Source organism: Cupriavidus sp. NPDC089707 (genome assembly GCF_044748965.1).
Taxonomy (GTDB): Bacteria; Pseudomonadota; Gammaproteobacteria; order Burkholderiales; family Burkholderiaceae; genus Cupriavidus.
Genome location: NZ_JBIVHB010000009.1, coordinates 222,358 through 247,006, shown reverse-complemented (window position 1 = coordinate 247,006; position 24,649 = coordinate 222,358). Strand labels below are relative to the sequence as shown.

The 24,649-nt window shown below is 68.2% G+C and carries 22 protein-coding genes and 1 pseudogene; 15 read left to right on the top strand and 8 right to left on the bottom strand.

Features of this window, described 5'->3' with window-relative positions; translation table 11 throughout:
* Nucleotides 1–27: 27 nt before the first annotated feature.
* From ACIP1U_RS17285 to ACIP1U_RS17270, 4 genes are all read right to left on the bottom strand, one after another.
* Complete coding sequence (locus tag ACIP1U_RS17285) at nucleotides 28–1,473, bottom strand: aldehyde dehydrogenase family protein (protein WP_400316981.1); 1,446 nt, start codon at nucleotides 1,471–1,473, stop codon at nucleotides 28–30.
* 25 nt (nucleotides 1,474–1,498) lie between these two features.
* Nucleotides 1,499–2,230, bottom strand: a complete 732-nt coding sequence (locus ACIP1U_RS17280; RefSeq protein ID WP_115690573.1) for a TenA family transcriptional regulator — start codon at nucleotides 2,228–2,230, stop codon at nucleotides 1,499–1,501.
* A gap of 175 nt (nucleotides 2,231–2,405) precedes the next feature.
* On the bottom strand, nucleotides 2,406–3,347 hold the full coding sequence (locus tag ACIP1U_RS17275; RefSeq protein ID WP_400316979.1) for an ornithine cyclodeaminase family protein: 942 nt from the start codon (nucleotides 3,345–3,347) through the stop codon (nucleotides 2,406–2,408).
* Between the two features lie 66 nt (nucleotides 3,348–3,413).
* The gene (locus ACIP1U_RS17270) at nucleotides 3,414–4,169 is read right to left on the bottom strand and encodes a TSUP family transporter (RefSeq protein ID WP_400316977.1); all 756 of its coding nucleotides are present in this window, start codon (nucleotides 4,167–4,169) and stop codon (nucleotides 3,414–3,416) included.
* A gap of 370 nt (nucleotides 4,170–4,539) precedes the next feature.
* Between ACIP1U_RS17270 and ACIP1U_RS17265 the strand changes: the two genes are divergently transcribed.
* From ACIP1U_RS17265 to ACIP1U_RS17245, 5 genes are all read left to right on the top strand, one after another.
* Complete coding sequence (locus ACIP1U_RS17265) at nucleotides 4,540–6,078, top strand: hypothetical protein (protein ID WP_400316975.1); 1,539 nt, start codon at nucleotides 4,540–4,542, stop codon at nucleotides 6,076–6,078.
* Nucleotides 6,079–6,133: 55 nt separating this feature from the next.
* Nucleotides 6,134–6,475, top strand: a complete 342-nt coding sequence (locus ACIP1U_RS17260) for a 2Fe-2S iron-sulfur cluster-binding protein (protein ID WP_400316974.1) — start codon at nucleotides 6,134–6,136, stop codon at nucleotides 6,473–6,475.
* 1 nt (nucleotide 6,476) lies between these two features.
* Nucleotides 6,477–6,794: a ferredoxin gene (locus tag ACIP1U_RS17255; protein WP_400316972.1), complete on the top strand. Its 318-nt coding sequence runs from the start codon at nucleotides 6,477–6,479 to the stop codon at nucleotides 6,792–6,794.
* Between the two features lie 33 nt (nucleotides 6,795–6,827).
* The gene (locus ACIP1U_RS17250; protein WP_400316970.1) at nucleotides 6,828–7,130 is read left to right on the top strand and encodes a 2Fe-2S iron-sulfur cluster-binding protein; all 303 of its coding nucleotides are present in this window, start codon (nucleotides 6,828–6,830) and stop codon (nucleotides 7,128–7,130) included.
* 157 nt (nucleotides 7,131–7,287) lie between these two features.
* A complete protein-coding gene (locus ACIP1U_RS17245; RefSeq protein ID WP_400316968.1) occupies nucleotides 7,288–7,989 on the top strand; it encodes an alpha/beta hydrolase in 702 nt (233 codons plus the stop codon).
* Between the two features lie 96 nt (nucleotides 7,990–8,085).
* Here ACIP1U_RS17245 and ACIP1U_RS17240 read toward each other — a convergent pair whose 3' ends face one another.
* The 3 genes from ACIP1U_RS17240 to ACIP1U_RS17230 form a co-directional block, all read right to left on the bottom strand.
* Nucleotides 8,086–9,816: a cobalt chelatase gene (locus ACIP1U_RS17240; protein WP_400316966.1), complete on the bottom strand. Its 1,731-nt coding sequence runs from the start codon at nucleotides 9,814–9,816 to the stop codon at nucleotides 8,086–8,088.
* Nucleotides 9,813–10,802, bottom strand: a complete 990-nt coding sequence (locus ACIP1U_RS17235) for an AAA family ATPase (protein WP_400316964.1) — start codon at nucleotides 10,800–10,802, stop codon at nucleotides 9,813–9,815. Before ACIP1U_RS17235 ends, ACIP1U_RS17240 begins: the two co-directional genes overlap by 4 nt.
* A gap of 80 nt (nucleotides 10,803–10,882) precedes the next feature.
* Nucleotides 10,883–11,722 carry an IclR family transcriptional regulator gene (locus ACIP1U_RS17230; RefSeq protein WP_400316962.1) on the bottom strand — a complete coding sequence of 280 codons (840 nt, stop codon included), beginning with the start codon at nucleotides 11,720–11,722 and terminating at the stop codon, nucleotides 10,883–10,885.
* A 334-nt stretch (nucleotides 11,723–12,056) separates the two neighbouring features.
* Between ACIP1U_RS17230 and ACIP1U_RS17225 the strand changes: the two genes are divergently transcribed.
* From ACIP1U_RS17225 to ACIP1U_RS17195, 7 genes and pseudogenes are all read left to right on the top strand, one after another.
* Nucleotides 12,057–13,493, top strand: coding sequence for an amino acid permease (locus ACIP1U_RS17225; protein ID WP_400316960.1), 1,437 nt, complete (start codon nucleotides 12,057–12,059; stop codon nucleotides 13,491–13,493).
* Nucleotides 13,494–13,568: 75 nt separating this feature from the next.
* Complete coding sequence (locus ACIP1U_RS17220) at nucleotides 13,569–15,140, top strand: PLP-dependent aminotransferase family protein (protein WP_400316958.1); 1,572 nt, start codon at nucleotides 13,569–13,571, stop codon at nucleotides 15,138–15,140.
* Between the two features lie 140 nt (nucleotides 15,141–15,280).
* Nucleotides 15,281–15,685, top strand: coding sequence for a nuclear transport factor 2 family protein (locus ACIP1U_RS17215; protein ID WP_400316956.1), 405 nt, complete (start codon nucleotides 15,281–15,283; stop codon nucleotides 15,683–15,685).
* 16 nt (nucleotides 15,686–15,701) lie between these two features.
* Nucleotides 15,702–17,144: an NAD(P)/FAD-dependent oxidoreductase gene (locus ACIP1U_RS17210; protein ID WP_400316954.1), complete on the top strand. Its 1,443-nt coding sequence runs from the start codon at nucleotides 15,702–15,704 to the stop codon at nucleotides 17,142–17,144.
* Between the two features lie 302 nt (nucleotides 17,145–17,446).
* Nucleotides 17,447–18,592, top strand: a complete 1,146-nt coding sequence (locus ACIP1U_RS17205) for a ligase-associated DNA damage response exonuclease (RefSeq protein ID WP_400317026.1) — start codon at nucleotides 17,447–17,449, stop codon at nucleotides 18,590–18,592.
* On the top strand, nucleotides 18,589–20,271 hold the full coding sequence (locus ACIP1U_RS17200) for an ATP-dependent DNA ligase (RefSeq protein ID WP_400316952.1): 1,683 nt from the start codon (nucleotides 18,589–18,591) through the stop codon (nucleotides 20,269–20,271). The genes ACIP1U_RS17205 and ACIP1U_RS17200 overlap by 4 nt, the downstream gene beginning before the upstream one ends.
* 167 nt (nucleotides 20,272–20,438) lie before the next feature.
* A pseudogene (locus ACIP1U_RS17195) lies at nucleotides 20,439–20,693 on the top strand (hypothetical protein); the annotation flags it as partial.
* Nucleotides 20,694–20,809: 116 nt separating this feature from the next.
* Here ACIP1U_RS17195 and ACIP1U_RS17190 read toward each other — a convergent pair.
* Nucleotides 20,810–21,580, bottom strand: coding sequence for an SDR family NAD(P)-dependent oxidoreductase (locus ACIP1U_RS17190; RefSeq protein WP_400316950.1), 771 nt, complete (start codon nucleotides 21,578–21,580; stop codon nucleotides 20,810–20,812).
* A gap of 294 nt (nucleotides 21,581–21,874) precedes the next feature.
* On the opposite strand from ACIP1U_RS17190, the gene tauA reads away from it, so the two are divergent.
* The 3 genes from tauA to ACIP1U_RS17175 are packed head-to-tail and all read left to right on the top strand — an operon-like array spanning nucleotide 21,875 to nucleotide 24,574.
* Nucleotides 21,875–22,873, top strand: a complete 999-nt coding sequence (gene tauA, locus ACIP1U_RS17185) for a taurine ABC transporter substrate-binding protein (RefSeq protein WP_400316949.1) — start codon at nucleotides 21,875–21,877, stop codon at nucleotides 22,871–22,873.
* Nucleotides 22,874–22,914: 41 nt separating this feature from the next.
* On the top strand, nucleotides 22,915–23,691 hold the full coding sequence (locus tag ACIP1U_RS17180; protein WP_400316947.1) for a taurine ABC transporter ATP-binding protein: 777 nt from the start codon (nucleotides 22,915–22,917) through the stop codon (nucleotides 23,689–23,691).
* Between the two features lie 10 nt (nucleotides 23,692–23,701).
* Entirely contained in the window at nucleotides 23,702–24,574 is an 873-nt protein-coding gene (locus tag ACIP1U_RS17175; protein WP_400316945.1) for an ABC transporter permease subunit, read from the top strand.
* Nucleotides 24,575–24,649: the final 75 nt, after the last annotated feature.

Genomic DNA, 24,649 nt, shown 5'->3' with positions numbered 1-24,649 from the left:
TGGTATGACTCCTTGCGACGGCCGGGCTCAGACGCCCCGGTAGACCGTCTTGACCTGCGTATAGAACTCCAGCCCGGTGCGGCCCGACTCACGGAAGGTCGAAGTGCTCGACCGCTTGACCCCGCCGAACGGCGCATTGACCAGGTTGCCGGTGGTGGTGCGGTTGATCTTGACCGTGCCCGCCTCGATGTCGGTTGCGAAGTGGTGGATGTAGCGCGGATTGCCGGTGACGATGGCCGCGGCCAGGCCGTACTCGGTATCGTTGGCCTTAGCAATGGCGTCGGCGTAATCGGTGAAGCCGATGATGGCGATCACCGGCCCGAAGATCTCCTCGCGCGCGATCCGCATCGGTTGCGTCACGTCGGTGAATACCGTCGGCGCGACGTAGTAGCCCCTGTCGAAGTCGCCGCCGGTCAGGCGCGCACCGCCGCACAGCAGCGTCGCCTCGGACTTGCCGATGTCGATGTAGCGCAGCACGGTCTCCAGCTGCTTTTGCGAGGCCAGCGGCCCAAGATCCATCCCCGGCGTCATGCCGCTGCCGACCTTGAGCGCGGCGACCTTCGCCAGCAGGCGCTCGGTGTACGCGGCCTTGACCGACTCGGCAACCAGGACGCGGCTGGTGCCCGTGCACGCCTGCCCCGACAGCGAGAACCCGCCCTTGACGGTCAGGTCGACGGCGCGATCCAGGTCGGCGTCTTCCATCACGATCAGCGGGTTCTTGCCGCCCAGCTCCATCTGCGTGCGCGTGGTCAGCGGCACGGCGCGATGGATCTGCTCGCCGGCGCGCGACGAGCCGGTGAACGAGATTGCGCGCACGGCCGGCGCTTCGGTGATGGTTGCGCCAATCTCGGCGGCGCTGCCGGTGATGAAGTTCAGCACGCCCTTGGGCAGCCCGGCCTTGACCAGCGCCTCGGCCAGCCGGTAGCCCGACAGCGGTGCCTCGGACGACGGCTTGAACACCACTGTATTGCCGGTCACCAGCGCCGGCGCGATCTTGCGCGCGGGGATCGACACCGGGAAATTCCACGGCGCGATCACCGTCACCACGCCCAGCGGCTCACGCTGGCTGTAGACGAGCTGGTCAGGGTCGTCGTTCGGAAACACCTCGCCGGTGAAGGTCTGCCCTTCCACGGCATAGAAGCGCAGCGTCTGGGCCGAGCGCAGCACCTCGTCGCGCGCCAGCGCCAGCGCCTTGCCTTCCTCGCGGGTCAGCTCGGCGGCGATGCTGTCGGCGTTGGCTTCCAGGTGCTCCGCGGCGCGGTTGAGGATGGCGGCGCGCTTGCCGACCGGGGTCTTTCTCCAGCCGGCAAATGCGGCCGCCGCCGCAGCGACGGCCGCCTGCGCATCGACCACGGACGACGCCTGGAAGCGGCCCACGATGTCGGCCGTGTCGGCCGGGTTGACGTTGTCGAAGGTGCGGCCCGACTGGCAGGCCGTCCATTCGCCGTCGATATGGTTCAGGAATACGGTCATCGTCGATCCCGTTGCGTGGCGGCGCTCAGGCAGCCATGTCGAGTTCTGGCAGCGGCAGCTCCTTCTCGACGTAGTCGTGGTAGAGCGCGGTCGTGTACAGCAGGCGCATCTGCGCGCCGATTTCGCAGATCTTCAGGCAGCGCTGCTGCAGCTCCGGCGTGTTGGCATGCTCCAGCACGATCTGGTAGCCGCGCTCGCCGTGAATCTCGTCCGAGACGATATGCAGGTCGAAGAACTCGACCTCTTCGTCCGTGAACTGGTACTTGTCGCGCAGCGTCGGCGTCTGCTTGCGGTAGATCGACGGCACCTGCGACTCCAGCCCGACCACCAGGCCGGCCACCGCCACGATCGGATCCTCGCGCATGGCCACCGCATAGCACCAGCTCTGCAGGCCGCGCGTGGTGGGCGACATGTTGTCCGGGTCGATCACGCGCTCGCGCGTGGTGCCGCAGGCTTCGGCAAAGCGGATCAGCAGGTCAGTGTGGCGGTCGCCGCCGATCTCTTCCTCGTACATGTTGGCGAGCAGGAAATCCTTGGCTTCGGTGTAGCGGTCCGGCGTGCGGGCGTAGATGTAGCCCAGGTAATCCGCGAACGGGCCAACGTAGTGATAGTGGTTCTCGGCCCAGCGCGCGAGATGGGCGCGGGTCAGCTTGCCGCTGGCCCAGGCCACGCTGAACGGCGCCTTGTTGGCGCTTTTGCCTTTGATGGCTTCTTCAAGGGCGGCACGGAAATCTTCGCGGTTCATCAGTTCGGCCATGACGGGGGCTCCTGGTTGGCGATGTGGGGCGATTCGGTGGGATGGATGCCGTGGCGGGCTCGTAGGCGGATCGGCCGCGACATATTTGTATACTATATACAGTCAATCAGCGACGACAAGAGCCTTGTTGACTAATCACGTCAGTGTTTACCCGGCGCTGTAGCGATCGATGCGCTCAGGCGGCGCAGCGCTCCACCCCGCCCGCGATGCGCGACCAGGCGAAACCAGCCAGCGCCACGTCTTCCAGCCCCACGCCGACCGACTTGTAGATCACGATGTCGCCCTCGCTGCCCTCGTGCTGCCTTGGCGACACCTTGCCGAGCACGACGTCAGCCAGTTCGACGATCTTCTGCGCCGGCAGCGCCTGGGGATCGGCCAGCACGATATCGCCGGCCTCGCGGGTCGATTGCGGCCGCCACTCCACCACCACCGCGGCGGCGCGGCGCAGCGCGGCGTCATCCAGTTCGCGCGTGTGCGGCAGGCTGGAGCCGATGGCCGCCACGAAGGCGCCCGGCCGGATCGACGTGCCGGCGAACAGCGGTGTGGTCGCGCGCGAGGCCGTGACGATGATGTCGGCCTCGGCCACCGCGGCATCGGGCTCGGCCAGCGCGACCGGGATGCCGCACAGCGCCGATAGCCGCGCGGGCATGCCGGCGTCCGCGTGCGGATCGGACACCAGGATGCGTTCCAGCGCCAGCGTGGCGCTGAGCTGCTGCGCGTGCTGCACGCCCTGCGTGCCGGCGCCGAACAAAGCCAGCGTGCGCGCGCCGGGACGGGCCAGCCGCTGCGCCGCCAGCGTGGTGCAGGCCGCCGTGCGCAGGCGCGTGATGGCGCCGGCGTCGAACGAGGCGAGCGGGCGGCCGTCTTCGGTCGAGAAGATCAGGATGACAAAGGAGAACTGGCCGTTGATGGTGGTGTAGACCTTGGCCCCCGCCACGCCCTGCCGCGGGATCACCGCTCCCAGCGTTGACAGCTTGACGCCGCCGGCCTCGGTGCGGATGCGCTCCTGCATCGCGGCGTCGCCGCGCCCGAAGCTGGAAAACGCCGCCTCCATGACCTGCCGGGCATCTTCCGGGGTGACGTGGGCATCGATCATCGCGTCTGTGATGTGCTGCATGGAAACTCCGCTGGTTGGGTTGGCCTGGAAAGCGAGGAAATCGGAAGCGCAGCGGGCGCGGCGGTGTCAGGCAATGGCCACGCGGCCGAGCACGCCCAGCGCGCCGGCCGCGCACAGGCCCAGCAACAACCGGCGCACTGCAGTGGGAGAAATGCGACCGCGCAGCCGGTTCGATAGCGCGAAGCCGGCCAGCAGGAACGGTGCGAGCGCCAGTGCCAGCACCAGTTGCGGCATGCCGAAGCGCCCCGCCAGCGCCAGCATGGCGAGCGACAGCACGGCGCCGCCGGACAAGATGCAGCCCATGGTCGCGCGCAACGGCGCCGGCGCCATGTGCTGCATGACCAGCGCGAACGGCGGTGCGCCGGCCGAGGTGATGGTCCCCATGAAGCCGGACAGTGTCCCCGCAACCACCACGTTGCGCGTGGTAGGCAGCAGGCGCCAGCCGAGCAGGCTCAGCGCCACGGCGGCGAGGATCGACAGCGAGAACAGCAGCGCCAGCGGTCCCGGCGCCAGCCATGCGATGGTCAGCACCGCCGCGGCCCCGCCCAGCGCACGACCGGCCAGCGCAAAGCCGGCGATGTCCCAGACGATGGCCTCGCGCTCGCGCAAGGCGCCCATCAGCGACAGGCAGCAGCCCATCGCCAGCAGCGGCCCCGGCACCAGGTCCGGGAAACAGATCGCGCCCAGCGGCGCCGACAGCATGGCAAAGCCGATCCCGCCCACGCCCTGCAGGCAGGCGCCCGCCAGGATGAGCGCTCCCATCGACAGGTAGGCCGGGACGGACAGGCCGGCGGGCAGCAGCGAGAGCAACGGATCGGGCATGGCGGAAGTGATGGTGGCGGGAACAGCCGGACGGCCGGGGTGGCATGGCCGCATCGCTCGGGAACGCGGGCATCCCGCTCATCTTGCTCGCTTGCCCTCCGAAATCGATCTCTAATGGTATACAGTCTACATGTAGATGTGATGCCGAGCAACCGAATTGATCGTTCATGCACCATGAGAAGGACTGCGAGTCGTCCACATTCCCAATAAATGTGCGGTCTGCGGCGACCCTGCACTGTCTTCGCCTAGGAGTAAGTCCGGATGTGAAATCGCTTGGCGCGAAGGTGCACCGGAATATAGTATACCGAAACGGGTGCAGCGCAGCCCGATGAATCCGCCCCCACAAACCCTCCGCCCCCAGGGAGTCTTCATGTCACAACAAGTCGTGATCGGTGCCGCGCACTGGATCTATCTGTCAGGGGTAGCAGTCATCGTGCTGACGATGATCCTGCGCGCCAATGTTGTCGTCCCGTCGATCGTCGGCACCGCCCTGGTCGTCTTTGCGCTGACCGGAAGTCCGGTGTCGGCACTGGGCGGAGTGTTTTCCGCGAGCCTGGTTGCCGCCAAGGAGCTGTTCAATATCTTCCTGGTGATCGCCTTCATGACGGCGCTGCTCAATGCGCTCAAGACGCTGCGCTCCGATATCCGCATGGTCGAGCCCTTCCGCGTGGTGATGAAGAACGGGCATTCGGCCTTCTTCATCCTGGCGGGCATCACCTACGTCATCTCGCTGTTCTTCTGGCCGACGCCGGCCGTGCCGCTGGTCTCGGCCATCCTGCTGCCGGCCGCGATCGCGGCGGGGCTGCCGCCGCTGGCGGGCGCGATGGCGATCGCCATCGCCGGGCAAGGCATGGCGTTGTCGTCGGACTACGTGATCGGCGTCGCGCCCGGCATCAGCGCCAAGGCCGCCGGTGCTGCAGTCAGCGCCGCGGTGGTGGCCGACCGCGCGCTGGCGCTATCGATCATCACCGGCAGCATTGCGCTGTGCCTGGCGTACCTGTCGATGCGCAAGCACATCGTGCCGGCCTGCGGCACGCTGCTCGACCGCTGGCAGGCGCAGGCCGGCGGCACCGCAGAGGCGATCGACGGCGGCATCACCTTCGACAAGGCAGAGATCGCCAAAGGCACCGCCCACACCGAACCGCTTGCCACCGACAGCAATATCGAGGCAAGCCTGTCGATGGTCGCGAGGCGCCGGGTGAAGTGGTCGAAGTGCTTCGCCATCGTGACGCCGATTGCCTTCCTCGCCGTGGTCGCCGTGATGGTGCTGCCCAAGCTCGGCGCCGGCGTGCAGGATCTCAAGGGCGGCGACGCGGCCGCCCTGGTCGGCGGCGTCGCGGCGGTGCTGATGATGCTGGCGACGCTGGCGGCCGAAGGTCCGCGCCGCATGCTCGACGTCTGCCCGGAGCACATCACCGACGGCTTCGTCTTTGCCTTCAAGGCGATGGGCTCGGTGCTGCCGATCGCCGGCTTCTTCTTCGTCGGCGCCGGCGAAACCGCCGCGCAGATCCTGGGCCTGCCGCCGGGCAAGGCGCCGAGCCTGCTGTTCGAACTGATCCAGGCCTACCAGCACATGATCCCGGACAACCACATGCTGGTCGCCTTCGGCGTGCTGCTGGTCGGCATGATCACCGGCATCGACGGCTCCGGTTTCGCGGGCCTGCCGCTGACCGGCACGCTGGCGGGCGCGCTCGGCCCGGTGGTCGGCTTCGACCCGGCCACGCTGGCAGCCGTTGGCCAGATGGGCGCGGTCTGGACCGGTGGCGGCACGCTGATTGCGTGGTCGTCGCTGATCGCGGTGGCCGGCTTCGCCCGGGTGCCGGTGCTGGAAGCGGTGCGCGCGCTGCTGCTCCCGGTGATGATCGGGCTGTGCTGCTCCACGGTGGCGGCGATGGTGCTGTGGTCGTAGGCGCCGCAAGTACCGCCGCGGCAGACGGATTTCACTGACTCACCCCAAACCGAACATGCCTCACGTCACTTTCCACAAGCACGGCGAGACCTTCGTCGACGAGGTCAAACCCCAGACCAACCTGGTCGTCCGCGCCGGCATCCGGCAGTTCCCCTACCCCAACCTGCGCTACGAGTGCGGCATGGGCAAATGCTCCAAGTGCGCCTGCCGCGTGATCGCCGGCGCCGGGCACTTGCCACCGCCTAACTGGAAGGAAAAAAAGCAACTCGGCGAACGGCTCGACCAGGGTTACCGGCTGGCGTGCCAGCTGTGGATCGAGCATGACATCGAGCTGGCGCAGGACGACCTGCCTGCCACTGCGCCCGCCCCCCCGGCCACGGCCGGCGCGGGGGCCTGACATGTTCGTGCTGCTCACGAGCCGCCCCGGCCAGTTCCGCACCGAACCGACCGATGGCATGACCGCGGTCGAAGCGTACGACTACGTGTTCTACGGCAAGCGCACGGCACGCTTCATCATCGCCGAGCTGGCGGCCGACACCAAGGTACGGGTGCAGGAGGAAACCCCGCCCGGCATCGTCAACCTGGTATCGACCAAATTCCTCGACAAGTACGCCACGCTGGAAGCCGCCCGCGCCGCGCTGCGCCAGTTGGCCAGCTTCGGCAGCATGGACATCGCCCTCGTGCCCACGCCCGTCGCCGTGGGCGGCCGGACCTGAGGCATCACGCCCGCACGCTACGCATTCATCGCCATGATCCAGATCACCTTCCTCACCAACCACGGCAAAACGGTCAGCGCGCCGGTCAACAGCAACCTGCTGCGCGTGTCGCTGCGCGAGCAGGGCGGCATCCCCTTCAAGTGTGGCGGCGGCCTGTGCGGCACCTGCAAGTGCCGCATCGACAAGGGCCGCGAGCATACCGACGCGGTCAAGCCGAAGGAAAAGAAACTGCTGACGGAAGAAGAGCTTGCGACCGGCTTCCGGCTGGCTTGCCAGACGTTTATCGAAGGCGATATTGCGGTGTCGTGGCAGCCCAGGGAGGCAGCGCGCGCCTGAGCACAGCGCTGCACTGCACCCGTCGCGCGCCACCCACTCTCCGACTGCGTATTTCACGCCGCTGGCCCCGATTCCGCCTACTATCGGATGACCGGGCCGCGGCGAACGCCTCGCCTCGCGGCCTTCCGCTTCCCATGATTGCCGAAAGGAGAGTTTCATGGCCAAGAACAGCGTCAACATCGTGCTGGTGCATGGTGCCTGGGGAGATGCCTCGCACTGGCGGGAAGTCATCCCGTTGCTTCACGCCAGGGGCTATCACATTGCGGCGGTGCAAAATCCCCTGACCGGGCTCGCGGACGATATCGATCGCACCGCCAGGCTGGCGGCGGCACAGGACGGCCCGGTCCTGCTGGTCGGGCATTCCTACGGCGGAGCCGTGATCAGCGGCGCCGGCCACACCCCGAACGTGGCGGGCCTGGTCTATATCGCCGCGTTCGCGCCGGACGAGGGCGAGAGTCTCGGCAGCATCTTTGCGCAACAGGCGGCACCCGCCGGCGCGGCGCATATCCGCCCTGACAAGGACGGCTTCCTGTGGCTCGATCCCGGCGCGTTCAAGGAAAGCTTTGGCGATGACCTCGGCGAGACCGAAGCATTGGTGATGGCTGTCACGCAAAAGCCCATCGCCGGAAGGTGTTTCGAAGACAAGGCAGGCCCGCCCGCCTGGAAGATAAGGCCAAGCTGGTACCAGGTATCCAACGATGACCGCATGATTCCCCCTGAGGCGCAGCGGCGGATGGCGGAGCGGATGAAGCCGAGGAAGATCATTGCGCTTGACGCCAGCCATGCTTCGCTGGCATCGCATGCCCGGGCGGTGGCCGACCTGATCGACGAAGCGGCCCGCGCGGTGGAAAAGGCATAGCGTCAGGTAATAGTCAGGGCATAGGAGTCAGCGGGTCACCGGCACCGGAGACCCGCTCACATCCTGCTTGCGTGCTGCCTGCTGCGCGCGCGGCACTCAGCGCCGCCGCGCGGCGATCATGCCCGCCACCTCATCCAGCATCGCCATGTCCACCGGCTGCGACAGGTCCAACGCCAGCGTATGCCGGTAATACGGGCTGAGGTCCAGCCCTACCCCCAGCCCCAGCACTTCCACATCACGCAACGCTTCGTGCCGCGCCACGACGGCCTTGAGGTGGTTGTCGAGATAGCAGGCATCGTTGGCCAGCCCGGTGGCGGTATCCATCGGGCTGCCATCGGACACCACCAGCAGGATGCGGCGCGCCTTGCCGGTGGCGTGCAGCCGCGCGCAGGCCCACTCCACCGCCTCGCCATCCACGCCTTCGCGGAACAGGTCGGCCTTGAGCAAGGCGGTCATGTCGGTACGCGCACGGCGCCAGCTGCGCCCGGCATCCTTGAACACCATGTGACAGGTTTCGTTGAGCCGGCCAGGGTGCGCCGGACGGCCGCGCGCGAGCCAGTCGGAGCGGGCGCGGCCGCCGTTCCAGGCGTTCGTGGTGAAGCCCAGCACTTCGGTGGCCACGCCGGCCTGGTCGAGGGCGCGCGCGAGCAGGTCGAGCAGCAATGTCAGCGACTCCGCCCGCGCCTTCATCGAACCCGAGCAATCCACCAGGAAGCCCACCACGCAATCGGCATGCGCCTTGTACGCTTCGCGGCGGAACAGGCGCCGTTCGGCGGGCGAGCTGACCAGTTGCGCCAGCCGGCGGCCGTCGATGCGGCCGCTTTCCTCGCCGAAGGACCAGCCGTCCACGCGCGGCTGTGCCAGCGCGGCGCGCAGCTTGCGGGCCAGCCGCGCCACGTTGACGCCGGCGCGGGCGATGCGCGCGTCGAGGCGCGTGCGGTATTCGTCGAGCAAGGCGCGGCGCACCAGCGTGGCGGCGCGCACTTCGCGGTCGTAGCGGGTGGTGAAGATGCGGTAGCCATCGGTAGCGTCGGCCAGCACGCGGCTGTGGCCGCTGTCGGCAAGCGCGAAGGCTTCGGCGGGTGGCTCGTCGAAATCGAGCCACAGCGCAAAGCCGGCGCGGGCTGAAGAAACGGCATTGTCGTCATTCTCGCCGGCGCGCGGCGCTTCGCTGCGGACCATGTCCGCGACGGCACGTGCCAGCGCCAGCGCATGCACGGCAAACGCGGACTGGTCGTGGCGCTGCGCGCGCAGCCCGGCCAGCGCCGTGCCCAGCACCGGGACGATGGCGGCGCGCGTGGCCTCGATCAGGTCTTCGGTGTCTTCGAGCACCGGCTCGCCGGCCAGGCGCGACCACGCCACCTGCGCGACGGTGTAGAGCAGGATGCCGAGATGGCCCTCGGTCAGCCCCGAGCGATGGAACGCGCGCGACCACGCCATGAAGCGGTGCCGCAGGTTCGCTGCCACGCCGGCCATGCCGCGCGGCAGGTGGGTCTCGCAGCGCAGTTGTTCGAGCAGTTCAAAGACCAGGCGCTCGACCGGGTCGGTGGGACAGAAACCGCGGTGCAGCGTGGCGTCCGAATGCGCCTGCCGCAGTGCAGCGCCGTCGGCGGCGCCGCGCAGGCAGGCCGCCGTGTCGGTGTCGGGATCGGTACGCAGGTGCGGCGCATGCTGCGGCACCGGCCGCATCGCGCGCCAAAGCTGGCCGTCGCGGAAATGCAGCGCCGCGTCGCCGGTCAGCGCGCGCACGGCGGCGCCGGAGAGCTCGTCCTGCCGCTGGCGGCGGCGCAGCTGCGCGGCCGGCGCCGTGGCCGACGCCGCGGTCATCGCGCGGACTCCGACGCGGCCGCAACCGCGGCGGTGTCGCCGGGCAATTGCCCGAAGCAGCGCTGGTAATACTCCGCCACCACGGGCCGCTCGGCCTCGTCGCACTTGTTCAGGAAGGTCAGCCGGAACGCCAGGCCCGGATCGCGGAAGATCTGGCAGTTCTCGGCCCAGCTGATCACGGTGCGCGGCGACATCAGCGCCGACAGGTCGCCCGCCGCAAACCCGCGCCGCGTCAGCCCCGCCATGGCCACCATGGCGTCGACCAGCGCGCGGCCGGCGTCGTTGTTAAGCTCGGGCACGCGCGCCAGCACGATGCCCGCCTCTTCCTCATGCGGCAGGTAGTCCAGCGTGGCGACCACGTTCCAGCGGTCGATCTGCGCGTGATTGAGCAACTGGGTGCCGTGATAGAGCCCGTTGACGTTGCCGAGCCCCACGGTATTGGACGTGGCGAACAGCCGGAACGACGGATGCGGCCGGATCACGCGGTTCTGGTCGAGCAGCGTGAACTTGCCGTCGCGCTCCAGGATGCGCTGGATCACGAACATCACGTCGGGCCGGCCCGCGTCGTATTCGTCGAAGATCAGCGCCACCGGCCGCTGCAGCGCCCACGGCACGATGCCTTCCTGGAACTCGGTCACCTGGCGCCCGTCGCGCACGACGATGGCGTCCTTGCCGACCAGGTCGAGCCGGCTGATATGCCCGTCCAGGTTGACGCGCACGCACGGCCAGTTGAGCCGCGCCGCCACCTGCTCGATATGGGTCGACTTGCCGCTGCCATGCAGCCCCTGCACCATCACGCGCCGGTCGCGCATGAAACCGGACAGGATCGCCAGCGTCACTTCCGGCTGGAAGCGGTAGGCCGGGTCGATCTCCGGTACGTGGTCGTCGCGCTCGCTGAAGGCCGGCACCATCAGGCCGGAATCGATGCCGAACACCTCGCGGACCGGAATCATCCGGTCCGGCTTGCCATACTGCTCTTGCGTCACCTTATGCTCCTCTTGGTCGCCATGCCTTTTTTCACATTGGCACCGCGACCAGCGGAGCAACCCGCGTGACGCCGTGCGCGCTATTCGTCCTCTTCGGCAGATTCCGCCGAGCCCTGCCAGGCGCTGGCACTTTCGGCCTCGATCGCCGCCAGCGCGCTGGCCGCGCGCTGCAGCGCGGGCAGCAACTGCACCACCTTGTCGCGCGCCACGCGCATGACCGGGGCCTGCAGCGCCAGCCCCAGGTTGGACTTGCCGCCGTCCACGGCCGGCACCAGCACGCCGATGCAGACCAGCCCGGGCAGGAATTCCTCGTCATCCAGCGCGTAGCCGTCGCGCTTCACGCGCTCCAGTTCCGCTTCCAGCTGCACGTGGTCGGTCAGCGTGTTCTGCGTGTACCGCTCCAGCTCCGCGTGCGCCAGCAGCCGCTGCCGCTGCGCCGGCGCCAGTTGCGCCAGGAACAGCTTGCCGGTGGCCGAGCAGTGCGCCGGCACGCGCGAGCCCGGATGCAGGTAGAAGCGCAGCGGCGCCGCGGTTTCCACGCGGTCCAGGTACAGCACCTCGCCGCCTGAAAACGCGGTCAGGTTGCAGCTCTCGCCGACCTCTTCCACCAGCCGCCGCAGCACCATGTGGCGCGCGCCGTGCGAGGTGCTGTTGAGCAACAGGTTCTCCGCCAGCCGGCGCAGCCGCAGGCCGGTGCCGTATTGCCGCCCGTCGCCGTTGCGCTGGATCAGCCCTGCCGCCTCAAGCTGCTGCAGCATGCGGTGCAGCGTGGGCTTGGGCAGGCCGGTTTCTTCCACCAGCGCCTGCAAGTTGAAGGACTGGTCCTTCTCCGCGATGACTTCGAGCAGGCCGAACAAACGCAGTGCCGGCGTGTCTCCGTCTGGCTTGGCGTCACTTTTGGCGAGGCGCATATCGTTCATGCCTGGCTCCATCATAGGTAAGTTTCATTTTCAGAGTCAAATCATATCAATTATCGAAACTTCTGGTTGACCTTCCGCCGATGAGGGCCTACATTCCGGTGAAACAATAAGTTTTCGGAACAACTGGTTCCGGATTTTTAAGCAGACACCGGAGACTAGTCGACATGGACGGATGAGCATCCCGCACCCGGGATTGCAAGCACTGAACCGACCACGGCCCCGGCTGGCGTTTCCCGCGCCGCCACCTATACAGAAGAGAAGCCGTGGCGCCTGCCAAAAACGCTGGTCTGGCTGCAAGTAGCACCGGCAGCACGCGCAGCACAGGAGACACACCATGATCCAACAACCACAGTCCGGCAACGGACTATCCCACGGCCTCAAGCAACGCCACATGACCATGATCGCGCTTGGCGGCGTGATCGGCGCTGGCCTGTTCGTCGGCAGCGGCGTCGTCATCAAGTCGGCCGGCCCCGGCGCGGTCCTTTCCTTCCTCATTACCGGCCTGCTGGTCGTGCTGGTCATGCGCATGCTGGGCGAGATGGCGTGCGCCCTGCCCGGCACCGGCGGCTTCTACGAGTATGCGCGCGAAGCCTGGCGCGACCGCCCCGCGGTGGGTAACCTCGCCGGCTTCCTGACCGGCTGGATGTACTGGTATTTCTGGGTCATCGTGGTGGCGCTCGAAGCCGTCGCCGGCGCCGACCTGGTGCGCTACTGGCTGCCCGACGTGCCCAACTGGGCCATCAGCCTGGTGCTGCTGGTGATGCTGACGCTGACCAACCTGGTGTCGGTCAAGTCGTTCGGCGAGTTCGAGTTCTGGTTCGCCTCGATCAAGGTTGCGGCGATCATCGTGTTCCTGTTCGTCGCCGGCGTGTACGTGCTGGGCCTGGCTCCCGGCGCGCAAGGCATGCAGGTGGCCAACCTGACCGCCAACGGCGGCTTCCTGCCGAATGGCATCGTGCCGGTGCTGACCGGCGCGGTTGCGGCCACCGGGTTCTACTTCGGCGCCGAGATCGTCACCATCGCCGCCGCCGAGACCGCCGAGCCGCAGAAGGCCGTGGCCAAGGCCACCAGCTCGGTGATCACGCGCGTGCTGGTGTTCTATGTCGGCTCGATCCTGCTGGTGGTTTGCCTGGTGCCGTGGAACTCCAACAGTATCGCCACGCCGTACGTCAGCGCGCTGAACGTGATGGGCGTGCCCGCCGCCGCGCAGATCATGAACGCGATCGTGCTGACCGCGGTGCTGTCGGCGCTCAACTCCGGCCTGTACGCTTCGTCGCGCATGCTGTTCGCGCTGACCCGCCGCGGCGATGCGCCGCAGTCGCTGGCCCGCGTCAGCCGCAACGGCGTGCCGGTCCGCGCCATCCTGGTGGCCACGCTGTTCGGCTACGGCGCGGTGGTGATGTCCTATGTCTCGCCCGATACGGTGTTCGCCTTCCTGGTCAACTCGTACGGCACCGTCGCCATCTTCGTCTACATCCTGATCGCGATCTCGCAGCTGCGCCTGCGCTCGCGGCTGGAACGCGAAGCGCCGGGCCTCCTGCGCGTGCGCATGTGGTGCTTCCCGTATCTCACCTATGTCGCGATCCTGGGCATGCTGGGCATCGTGATCGCCATGGCCTTTATCCCCGACCAGCGCACACCGCTTGCGCTGGGGGTGGTCAGCCTGCTGATCCTGCTGATTGCCTACGGCGCGCGGCAACTGTTTCGCCGTGGCGCGGAGCCGGTAGTCCCGCTGGCGGAAATGCCAAGGCCCGATCTCCACAAGTATTGATGTGCCACGCGGCGCGCCAGTGCAGTAAGCTGGCGCGCTGTGTCGTTCGCAGTGTCGTTATTTGGCCCCCGCACCATGAGCCTCAAGTCCCCCGCCACCATGTGGTTCCAGCTGTTCCAGCAGCACGCCCTGTCCGGCCTGAGCCTGCAGGGCAAGATCCGCCAGATGCTGGTGTCGGCGATCCTCGACGAGCAACTGCCGCAGGGCGAGCCGCTGCCGAGCAGCCGCGAGCTGTCCGCGCAGCTGCGCGTGGCGCGCAACACCGTGGTGCTGGCGTATCAGCAGCTGGTTGATGAAGGCTACCTGGTGGCGCGAGAACGCAGCGGCTATTTCGTCAATCCCGAGATCCTCGGCACGCGCGTCAGCGGCGTGGCGTCGCTGCGCGGCGAGCCCGTGCCCGCGCGCGGCGGCGAGCCCGACTGGGAGCGGCGCTTTGTCTTCCGCCCCACGCAGCAGCGCAATATCGTCAAGCGCGCCAACTGGCGCGACTACCCGTACCCGTTCATCTACGGCCAGTACGACCCCACGCTGTTCCCCACCGCCGACTGGCGCGAATGCTGCCTGAAGGCGCTCAGCGTGCTCGACATCCACGACTGGGCCCAGGACATGATCCTGCGCGACGACGAGTCGCTGGTGCAGCAGATCCGCACCCGTGTGCTGCCGCGCCGGGGCGTCTGGGCCGGCGCGGATGAGATCGTCGTCACCGTGGGCGCGCAGCAGGCGCTGTACCTGCTGGCCGACCTGCTGGTCAGCCCCGATACGCCGGTCGGCATCGAAGACCCCGGCTATCCGGATGCGCGCAACATCTTCGGCTCGCATACCTCGCATCTCGTGCCGCTGCCGGTCGATGGCGACGGCCTGGTGCTGTCCGACGCGCAGCGCGCGTGCGACTACGTCTACGTCACGCCCAGCCACCAGTGCCCTACCACGGTCACCATGCCGCTCGCACGCCGGCAGGCGCTGCTGCGCCAGGCCGAGGAAGCGGACTTCGTGCTGATCGAGGACGACTACGAAAGCGAGAGCCGCTTCGAGGGCGACCCCACACCCACGCTCAAGAGCCTGGACCGCAGCAACCGCGTGATCTACGTCGGCAGCCTGTCCAAGAGCCTGGCGCCAGGGCTGCGCATCGGCTATGTCGTCGGGCCGGCGCCACTGATCGCCGAGCTGCGCGCAGCCCGGCGGCTGATGCTGCGGCACCCGTCGGCGTATATCCAGCGCGCGTTTTCCCTGTTCCTTTCGTTGGGCCATTACGACGCGCACCTGCGGCGCCTGTCGGCCGCGCACCGCGAACGCGCCGAAGCGGTGCTGGCCGCGCTGGCCACGCATATGCCCGACTTCCGCCCGGTGCCGATCGCCGGCGGCGCGTCATGCTGGATCGAAGGGCCGTCCTGGCTCGACGCCAACGCGCTGACGCGCCTGGCCGAGCTGCAGGGCGTGCTGATCGAGCCCGGCAGCGTCTTCTTCATGGCCGAACCGGCGCCGCGCAACGTGTTCCGGCTGGGCTACTCGTCGATCTCGCTGGACCGCATCGAGCCCGGCATCCGCGTGCTGGCGGCCGTGGCGCGTGAACTGCAGGCCACCGCCGGCGCGCCAGGCGCGGCTGTGGCGGACGCCGCCGTCACTTCCCGCGCCCGCCCCGCGGCCTGACACGGCCCCGCGCAGGCTGGCCCAAGCGATTGTCCCGAACTGGCGCTACAGCGTCGCGGCCGCCTTCCCTATCCTCGAGTCATGGCCGGTTCCGCAGCGCCGTTGCGCGGGCCGGTGGACAACACTCAGGAGACCAAGCCATGTCCGATCGCAACACCGCCGCCGGCATCGAACTGCTGCAAGCCTTCAACGACGCCTGGAACCGTCACGACCTCGAAGCCCTGATGAGCTTCATGGCGGATGACTGCACCTTCCACGGCGTGGCCGGCAGCGAACTGCTCGGCCGCAGCTTCATCGGCCGCGACGCCGTGCGCGAAGGCTTCCAGCTCGCCTGGCAGACCTTCCCGGACGCGCAATGGGTCGATGGCGAGCACTTTGTCGTGGGTGACCGCGGCGTCAGCGAATCCACCTTCCGCGGCACCCGTGCCGACGGCGCCCGCATCGAGGCGCGCATGGTCGACGTCTTCACCTTCCGCGACGGCAAGATCGCGGTGAAGAACGCCTACCGCAAGGACCGCCCGCCCGTGGTGGCTGCGCAAGCCTGAACACAGGAGACGCGCCATGGAAGCCGTAGTCCCCCGCAGTGCCCTGGGCGGCGAACACACGACCGCGCCGTCACGTCCGTACGACCCCGCCTACGACCCGCTGCATACTCCCACCCCCGGCCAGGGCCGCGAGTACGCGCCCACCTACTGGATCGGCACCGCCGGCACGCCGCCCGCCGACGACGGCCCGATCACGCATGACATCGACGTCGACGTGGCCATCATCGGCTCCGGCTTCACCGGCCTGACCTGCGCGATCTTCCTGGCAGAGCAGTACGGCATCAAGGCTACCGTGCTCGAAGCCAACCGCGTCAGCTGGGGCTGCAGCACGCGCAACGGCGGCCAGGCGCAATGCGCGTCGGGGCGGCTCAAGCGTTCGCAGTGGATCCAGCGCTACGGGCTGGACACCGCGCTGCGCCTGCATGAAGAAGTCTGCGACGGCATGGAGACCTTCAAGGGGCTGATCAAAAACATCGACTGCGACCCGCAGCCGGGCGGCCACCTGTATATCGCGCACCGCGACAAGGTGATGCCCACGCTGGAGAAGGAAGCGAAGGTCCTGCGCGAAGTCTTCAACTACGATGCGCGCATCCTCGATGCCGCCACCGTGCGGCGCGAATACGTCGACGACAAGGAAGCCGCGGGTGCAATGCATGAGCCCGAAGGCATCGGCATCCACGCCGGCAAGCTGGCTTTCGGCTACCTGCGCCGCGCGCGCGAGCTGGGCGCCAAGGTGCATCCGTCGAGCCCCGTCACCGGTTGGGAAACCCGCAACGGCGTCCACTACCTGCGCACCCCTGGCGGCATCGTGCGCGCGCGCGCCGTGGGCGTGGCTACCGGCGGCTACACCTCGCAGACGCTGCATCGCGAGCTCAAGAACCGCCTGTTCCCGATCTTGTCGAACTCGATCGTCACGCGCCCGCTGACCGCCGACGAAATCGCGGCGTGCAACTTCCGCACCACGCAGGTCATCACCGACACGCGCATCCTGCGCCACTACTACCGGCTGATGCCCGACGGCCGCCTGCAGATCGGCAGCCGCAGCGCCATCACCGGCAGCGACGCACCGCAAGACCAGTACAAGCAGAAGCTGATCGCCGACATGTACCGCAAGTTCCCGGCGCTGCGCGGGATCCAGATCGACTACTCATGGTGGGGCTGGGTCGACGTCAGCCACGACATGATGCCGCGCATCACGCAGCCGGACCCGTCGCAATCGATCTACTACGCGATGGGCTATGGCGGCAACGGCGTGATGTACTCCGCGCAGGCGGGCAAGCGGCTGGCGGCGCTGATCGCAGGCAAGGAATCGTCGCTGCCGCAGTTGCCGATCTTCCGCTCGTCGCTGCCGTTCCCGAACGTGCGCGAGATGGTCGAGTCGCAGATGTTCGCGCCGTTCCGCCGGATGGGGCAGCGGGTGCTGTATCACTGGTATCACTGGAAGGATGATGTGTTTTGAGGTGGCTGCCGCGGCATCGATGACGCCGGTTTGCTCCCCTCTCCCGCTTGCGGGAGAGGGGCTGGGGGAGAGGGCCGGCGTGTGGCAAGCATGATGACCTTTCACTTCGTGGAGACGCCTGCCCTCTCCCCCGCCCCTCTCCCATAAATGGGAGAGGGGAGACAACCGACCCGCAGTGCATCGCGTGTCGGCCCCCCACCGACACCCAAACCGGACCCCGCCGCCTCCTCACCGCGCGCGCCGCCGCAGTATGATGCCCAAGTCTCCCGCCCCGGGAGCATCGCGGCCGCATGCCGGCCGCACTGCATCAGGAGGCACGCTTGGACCAACCCCGGCCGTTCCCGTCCGAACCCGCGCGCCCCGGCGACCTCGTCGTCGCCCGGCCTGAAGGCTTGTACTGCCCGCCCGGCGACTTCTATATCGATCCGTGGCGCCCGGTCGAGCGCGCCGTCATTACCCACGCCCACTCCGACCACGCCCGCTTCGGACACGCGCACTACCTCTGTTCGGAACCCGGCCGCGGCGTGCTGCTGGCACGCCTGCCCGGCATCCACCTGAACACCCTGCCCTACGGCGAACGAATCACCCATCACGGCGTCACGCTGAGCCTGCACCCGGCGGGGCACGTGCTCGGTTCGTCCCAGGTACGGCTGGAATACGGCGGCCAGGTCTGGGTCGCCTCCGGCGATTACAAGCTGGAGGCCGACGGCACCTGTGACCCGTTCGAGCCGGTGCCGTGCGATACCTTCATCACCGAAAGCACTTTCGGCCTGCCGATCTACCGCTGGCCGTCGCAGGCAACGCTGATGGCGGAAATCTTCCACTGGTGGCATGCCAATGCGCAGGCCGGCCGCGCCAGCGTGGTCTATGCCTACAGCTTCGGCAAGGCGCAGCGCATCCTGCATGGCCTGCTGCACCATGCCGGCATCGATGGCCTGCCCGGCCCGGTGATTGTGCACGGCGCGCTGACCACGCTCAACGCGGCCTACGCCGACGCCGGCGTGGCGCTGCCGCCGATGGCGCTCGCGTCCGAGCTGCCGCCGCGCAGTCCGCTGCTGCGCCAGGCGCTGGTGGTGGCGCCGCCGTCGGCGCAACGCTCGCCCTGGCTGCGGCGCTTCGGCGATGCGTCCGACGCGTTTGCCAGCGGCTGGATGCAGCTGCGCGGCACGCGCCGGCGTCGCGGGGTCGATCGCGGCTTTGCGCTCTCCGACCATGCCGACTGGCCGGGGCTGCTGCAGGCAATCAGTGCCACGGGCGCCGGCCGCGTCATCGTGACCCACGGCAACGTGCCGGTGATGGTGCGCTACCTGAACGAACGCGGCTGGCAGGCGCAGGCATTCGAGACCGAGTACGGCGACGACGATGAATCGGTGCGCGCCGAGGCGCAGACGGCTGAGTCCGGTGGCGAATCCCGCGGCGAAGCCAGCGAAGAAAAGGCCGCTCCATGAAAGCCTTCGCCGACCTCTACGCCGCGCTCGACGGCACCACGTCGACTAACGCCCGGCTGGCCGCACTGGTCGGCTACCTGCGCGTCGCGCCGCCGCAGGACGCCGCGTGGGCCGTGTACTTCCTGGCCGGCGGCAAGCCACGGCAGATCGTCCCGGTGTCGGTACTGCGAGAACTCGCACGCGAAGCCGCCGGCCTGCCCGACTGGCTGTTCGAGGAGAGCTACCAGGCCGTCGGCGACCTCGCCGAAACCATCGCCCTGCTGCTGCCCGAACCCATGGACGCCGACCATGCCGGCCTGGCCGAATGGGTCGAGCAGCGCCTGCTGCCGCTGCGCGGGTTGCCGCCGGAAGACCTGATGCCGCGGCTCGATGCGCTGTGGCGGCCACTCGACGCGCATGGCCGGCTGGTGCTGTTCAAGCTGATCACCGGCGCCTTTCGCGTCGGCGTGTCGCGCCTGCTGGTCACGCGCGCGCTGGGCGAGGTGGCTGGCATCGATCCCAAGCGCGTGGCCGAGCGCATGGTCGGCTACATGGACCTGTCGGCGCGTCCCGATGCCGCGCGCCTTCTCGCCCTGCTGGCGCCGGAGAGCGACGACGACCGCCAGCTGCGCGCCGGCGGCCAGCCCTACCCGTTCTTCCTCGCGCATCCGCTGCAGGCACCCGTCGAGCAGTTCGGCGACGTGCTCGGCGCCCCTGGCGGCTGGCTGGTCGAATGGAAATGGGACGGCATCCGCGCGCAGCTGGTACGGCGCGGCGGGCAGACCTGGCTGTGGTCGCGCGGCGAGGAGCTGATCACCGAGCGCTTCCCGGAGATCATCGACGCCGCGGCGGCGCTGCCCGATGGTACCGTGCTCGACGGCGAGATCGTGATCTGGCAGCACGGCAGCGTGCAGCCGTTCGCGCTGCTGCAGCAGCGCATCGGCCGCAAGACACTGAGCGCCAGGCTGCTGCGCGATGCCCCGGCGATCCTGATGGCGTACGACCTGCTCGAATGGCAGGGCGAGGACTGGCGCACCCGGCCGCAGGCGGAACGCCGGGCGCGGCTGGAACAGGTGGTCGCCGGCCACGTCCATCCCGCGCTGGAACTGAGCCCTCTGGTCGACGCCGACAGCTGGGCGCACTACGCGCGGCTGCGCGATGCCTCGCGCGACCTTGGCGTGGAAGGCTTCATGCTGAAGGCCGCGGATGCGGCCTACGGCGCGGGCCGCACCAAGGACGTGGGCGTCTGGTGGAAATGGAAGATCGACCCCTATTCGGTCGATGCGGTGCTGATCTACGCGCAGCGCGGACATGGCCGCCGCGCCAGCCTCTATACCGACTTCACCTTCGCGGTGTGGAACGCGCCGCAGGGTACGCCGGGCCGTACGCTCGTGCCGTTCGCCAAGGCCTATTCCGGGCTGACCGACCAGGAGATGCGCGCGGTCGATGCGATCATCCGCCGCACCACCGTCGAGAAATTCGGCCCGGTGCGCAGCGTCGAGCCCACGCAGGTGTTCGAGCTGGGCTTCGAAGGCATCGCCCGCAGCGGCCGCCACAAGAGCGGCATCGCGGTGCGCTTCCCGCGCATGCTGCGCTGGCGCACCGACAAGCCCATCGAAGAAGCCGACACCCTGGCCGCGCTGGAAGCCATGCTGCCTGGCGCTCAGGGAGCGACGCCGGCGCGGGAGGATGCCGCATGACCCCGCCGCGTGCCGCGCGCAAGCCGGCGGATGACGCCACCGGGCCGCTGACCGTCGCGCAGGGCCTGCAGGCGCTGTTCGATGCGCGCGGCTGGCAGCCGTTCGCGTTCCAGCGCGAAGTCTGGACCGCGATCGCACGCGGCCAGAGCGGCCTGCTGCATGCCACCCGTCGCGCAATACCCGACGAGGAAGGCGTCTGGCGCGTGCCCGACGTGGGGCTGGCGCGGCGCCACCGCATGATCGTGGGCACCATCGTCAGCGAAGCCACCATGCAGGTGCGCTAATGGCGCCGCGCCGGCAGCGGCGGCGCCTCGCTGGGATCGGTCGAGGAAGGCTTTATCGCGCGGCTGGCGCCGGGCGACTGCTTCCTGTTCGGCGGCCGCCTGCTGGAACTGGTGCGCGTGCAGGAGATGACCGCCTTCAGCGCCTTCAGCGCCTTCACCGGCCACGCCACAGTGCGGCCGCAGCCGGACGAACGCGTCTACGTCGTCGGCGGCGGCCGCGTCTGGCCGGTTGGCCACGCGCCTCAGAACAGCGCTCAGAACAGGGTATAGCCGCCGTCGATGACGAAGGTGTCGCCGGTGTGGTAGGCCGACGCCGGGCTCATCAGGTAGACCGCAATGCCGGCAAAGTCGCTGCCTTCGCCCCAGCGGCGCATCGGCACGCGCTTGTGCACCATCTCCTGGAAGGCATCGTTGGCCTGCGCAGCGCCAGTCATCTCGGTCTTGATCCAGCCCGGCAGGATCGAATGCGCGCGGATGCCCTTGCGCGCATATTCGACAGCCAGGCCGCGCATCATCGAGATCACGCCGCCCTTGGTCGCGGCATAGTGCTCGGTCCGCGGCGCGCCTTCGATGGCCGCGACCGAAGCGGTGCTGCACAGCACGCCGCCATCGCCCTGCACCAGCATCTGCCGCACCGCCGCGCGCAGCGTGAAGAAGGCGCCATCCAGGTTGACGCGCATGGTCTTGCGCCAGACCTCCGCCGTCATCGCATCGAACGGCGCCTTGTTGCCGCCGATGCCGGCGTTGGCAAAGCAGCCATCGATCCGGCCCAGCGCCGCCACGGTTCGTTGCATCGCAGCATCGACCGCCTGCTCGTCGCCCACGTCGCACACCTCGGTGTGCACGCGCCGGCCATGCTGCGCCAGCCGGTCGACGGCGGCGGCGTTCTTGTCCGCGTTGGTGCCCCAGATCGCGATATCCGCGCCGGCCGCGGCCAGGCCCTCGGCAATGCCCAGTCCGATGCCGCCGTTGCCGCCGGTCACCAGGGCCACTTTTCCTGCCAGGTCGAAGGGGTGCTTGCTCATGTCTGTCTCCTCGGATGGTGGGTCGCTGCCTCGACCGGACATTGTTGACTCGTCACGGCACAAAGCTCGTCGTCGGAACCGATGAGTTTGGATGCGTGCGGGCGCACTTTCGGGCCGCTAAGGATTTCCATGATTGACGCTTGCCCTTGCCACCGCTCCGCCCGGCCTGTCGCCATTTCCCGCCCCGCGACGAGGCTGGCCCCAGCGAATCCGGCCAACTGGCCCTATAGCGCCGGATCGGCGCTCACCTATAAAGCCGTGACCTTCAACCCTTTCCTTTCGAGGAGCAGAACCATGCGGTGGATCAAGCGACTTGCGACGTATTTCGCCCTGGCAGCAGCACTGGTGCCAGCCGCCCACGCGCAAAGCAAGGATGTAGTCATTGCTTACCAGGACATGGTGGTGCCCTGGCGTTATGCGCAAGACATGAAGGAGCTGGAGAAGCAGACCGGCTACAAGGTGTCGTTCCGCCAGTTCGGCGGCGGCGGCGACGTGATCCGCGCGATGGCATCGGGCCAGATCGCCATCGGCGAGGCGGGCACTTCGCCGATCGCCTCGGCGCTGTCGCAAGGGCTGGACGTGGAGCTGTTCTGGATCCTGGATGACATCAATGCGGCCGAGGCCATGGTCGCGCGCAACGGCAGCAAGATCGCCAGCATCGCAGACCTGAGGGGCAAGCGCGTGGGCGTGCCGTTCGTGTCGACCACGCACTATCACACGCTGGTCGCGCTGGAGCGCGCCAAGGTCAATCCCAAGGACGTGCGCATCGTCAACATGCGCCCGCCGGAAGTCGCCGCCGCGTGGGAGCGGGGCGACATCGACGCGACCTTTATCTGGGATCCGGTGCTGGCCAAGCTCAAGCAGTCGGGCACGGTGCTGACGACCTCGGGGCAGATCGCCGCCGATACCGGCAAGGCAACCTTCGACGGGATGATCGCCAACAAGAAGTTCGCGCGGGAAAACCCGGAATTCATGGTCAAGCTGGTGCGCGTGCTGGCTGCCGCGGATGACAACTACCGCAAGAACAAGGCGTCATGGACCCCCGACTCTCCGATGGTCAAGGCGGTGGCCAAGGTCTCCGGCGCCAAGGCCGAGACGGTGCCCGCCAGCATGGCGCTGTATGCCTTCCCGACGCTGGAAGAACAGGTCTCGGAGCGCTGGCTCGGTGGCGGCGCGGCGCGCGCGCTGCAGTCGGCGGCGCAGTTCCTGAAGGAGCAAGGGACGATCCAGACGGTGTTGCCGGACTACGGCAAGGGCGTCAATGCGGAATGGGCCAAACGTGCGCTGCGGTAACGCGCGCTGTGTGTGGAACGGCAAGAGCAGCGGAAATCGTCATGAACAAACTTGAAATCGATAACCTCAGCGTGAACTACGGCGCCGCCGGCGGCGCCCGCACGCTGGCCCTGTCGCAGGTCAATCTCACCATGGAGCGCGGCGATTTCGTGGTCGCGCTGGGGGCCTCGGGCTGCGGCAAGACCACGCTGCTGTCGTGCATCGCCGGCTTCATGGAGCCCTCGGAAGGCGAGATCCGGCTGAACGGCAAGGCAGTGCGCGGGCCCGGTGCCGAGCGCGGCGTGGTGTTCCAGAAGCACGCGCTGATGCCGTGGCTGAGCGTGGCCGACAACGTGGCGCTGGGCCTGCGCCTGCGCGGCGTGCCGCGCGCCGAACGCCTGCGCATCGCGCACGAAAAGCTGGCCGCGGTGGGACTGGAAGCGGCGGCGGCCAAGCCCGTCTACCAGCTCTCCGGCGGCATGCAGCAGCGCGTGGGGATCGCGCGCGCGCTGGCGTGCGATCCGGCAGTGATGTTGATGGACGAACCGCTCGGCGCGCTCGACGCACTGACGCGCGAGTCGATCCAGGCGCTGATCCTCAGGCTGTGGGCGAAGGAGCAGAAGATCGTATTCTTCATCACCCACAGCGTGGAAGAGGCGCTGTTCCTGGCGACGCGGCTGATCGTGATGACGCCCTCGCCGGGCCGCATCGCGCATACCTATGAACTGCCCTTCGCGCGCCGCTTCATCGAATGCGGCGATGCCCGCCAGGTCAAGTCCGACCCGGAGTTCATCCGCTACCGCGAAGAGATCGTCGACCTGATCCATGCCACCGCCTGAGGAATTCAAGATGCCCGCTTCCGCTCAACGCATCGAACCCGCGCCGCGCGCCGCGCCTGCCGCCGCGCCTGCCAGCAAGCCGATGAAAGCCGTCTCCGGCTACCGTCTGCCCGGCGAGGGATCAAGCTCGCGCATCTCCACCGTGACCGTGGTAAGCCTGCTGGCGCTGTGGTGGATCGCCAGCCACCTGCGCTGGCTGCCGCCGCTGTTCCTGCCCACGCCGGAGTCGATCGTCACCGCCTTCATCGATGCCTGGCAGGGCAACCTGCAAGGCGGCCAGCCGCTCACCGAGCATTTCGCCGCGAGCATGGTGCGCGTGTTCGGCGCGTTCGGGCTGGCGGTGGTCACGGCGGTGCCGATCGGCGTGCTGATGGGCGTGTCGCGCATCGCGCGCGGCATCTTCGATCCGCCCATCGAGTTCTATCGCCCGCTGCCGCCGCTGGCCTACCTGCCGCTAATCGTGATCTGGTTCGGCATCGACGAGACCTCGAAGGTGCTGCTGATCTTCCTGGCGTGCTTCGCCCCGCTGGCGATGTCGGCGCAGGCTGGGGTGCGCTCGGTGACCATCGAGCAGATCAACGCCGCCTACTCGATGGGCGCCACGCCGTGGCAGGTGGTGCGCCACGTGGTGCTGCCCGCCGCGCTGCCTGACATCCTGACCGGCATGCGCATTGCGATCGGCTTCGGCTGGACCACGCTGGTGGCCGCGGAGATGGTGGCGGCGACAGCCGGCCTGGGGCAGATGGTGCTGAACGCTTCCAACTTCCTGCGTACCGACGTGGTGATCATGGGGATCGTGCTGATCGGGCTGATTGCGTATGTGTTTGATCTGCTGATGCGCAAGATGGCCAAGTGGCTGGTGCCCTGGAAGGGAAGGATGTAAGGCCACCGCGCGGGTTGCACTTCTGCCTAAAAACTGCCGAAGTGCAGGCGCGTCGTTGTCCCGCCGATAGACGCA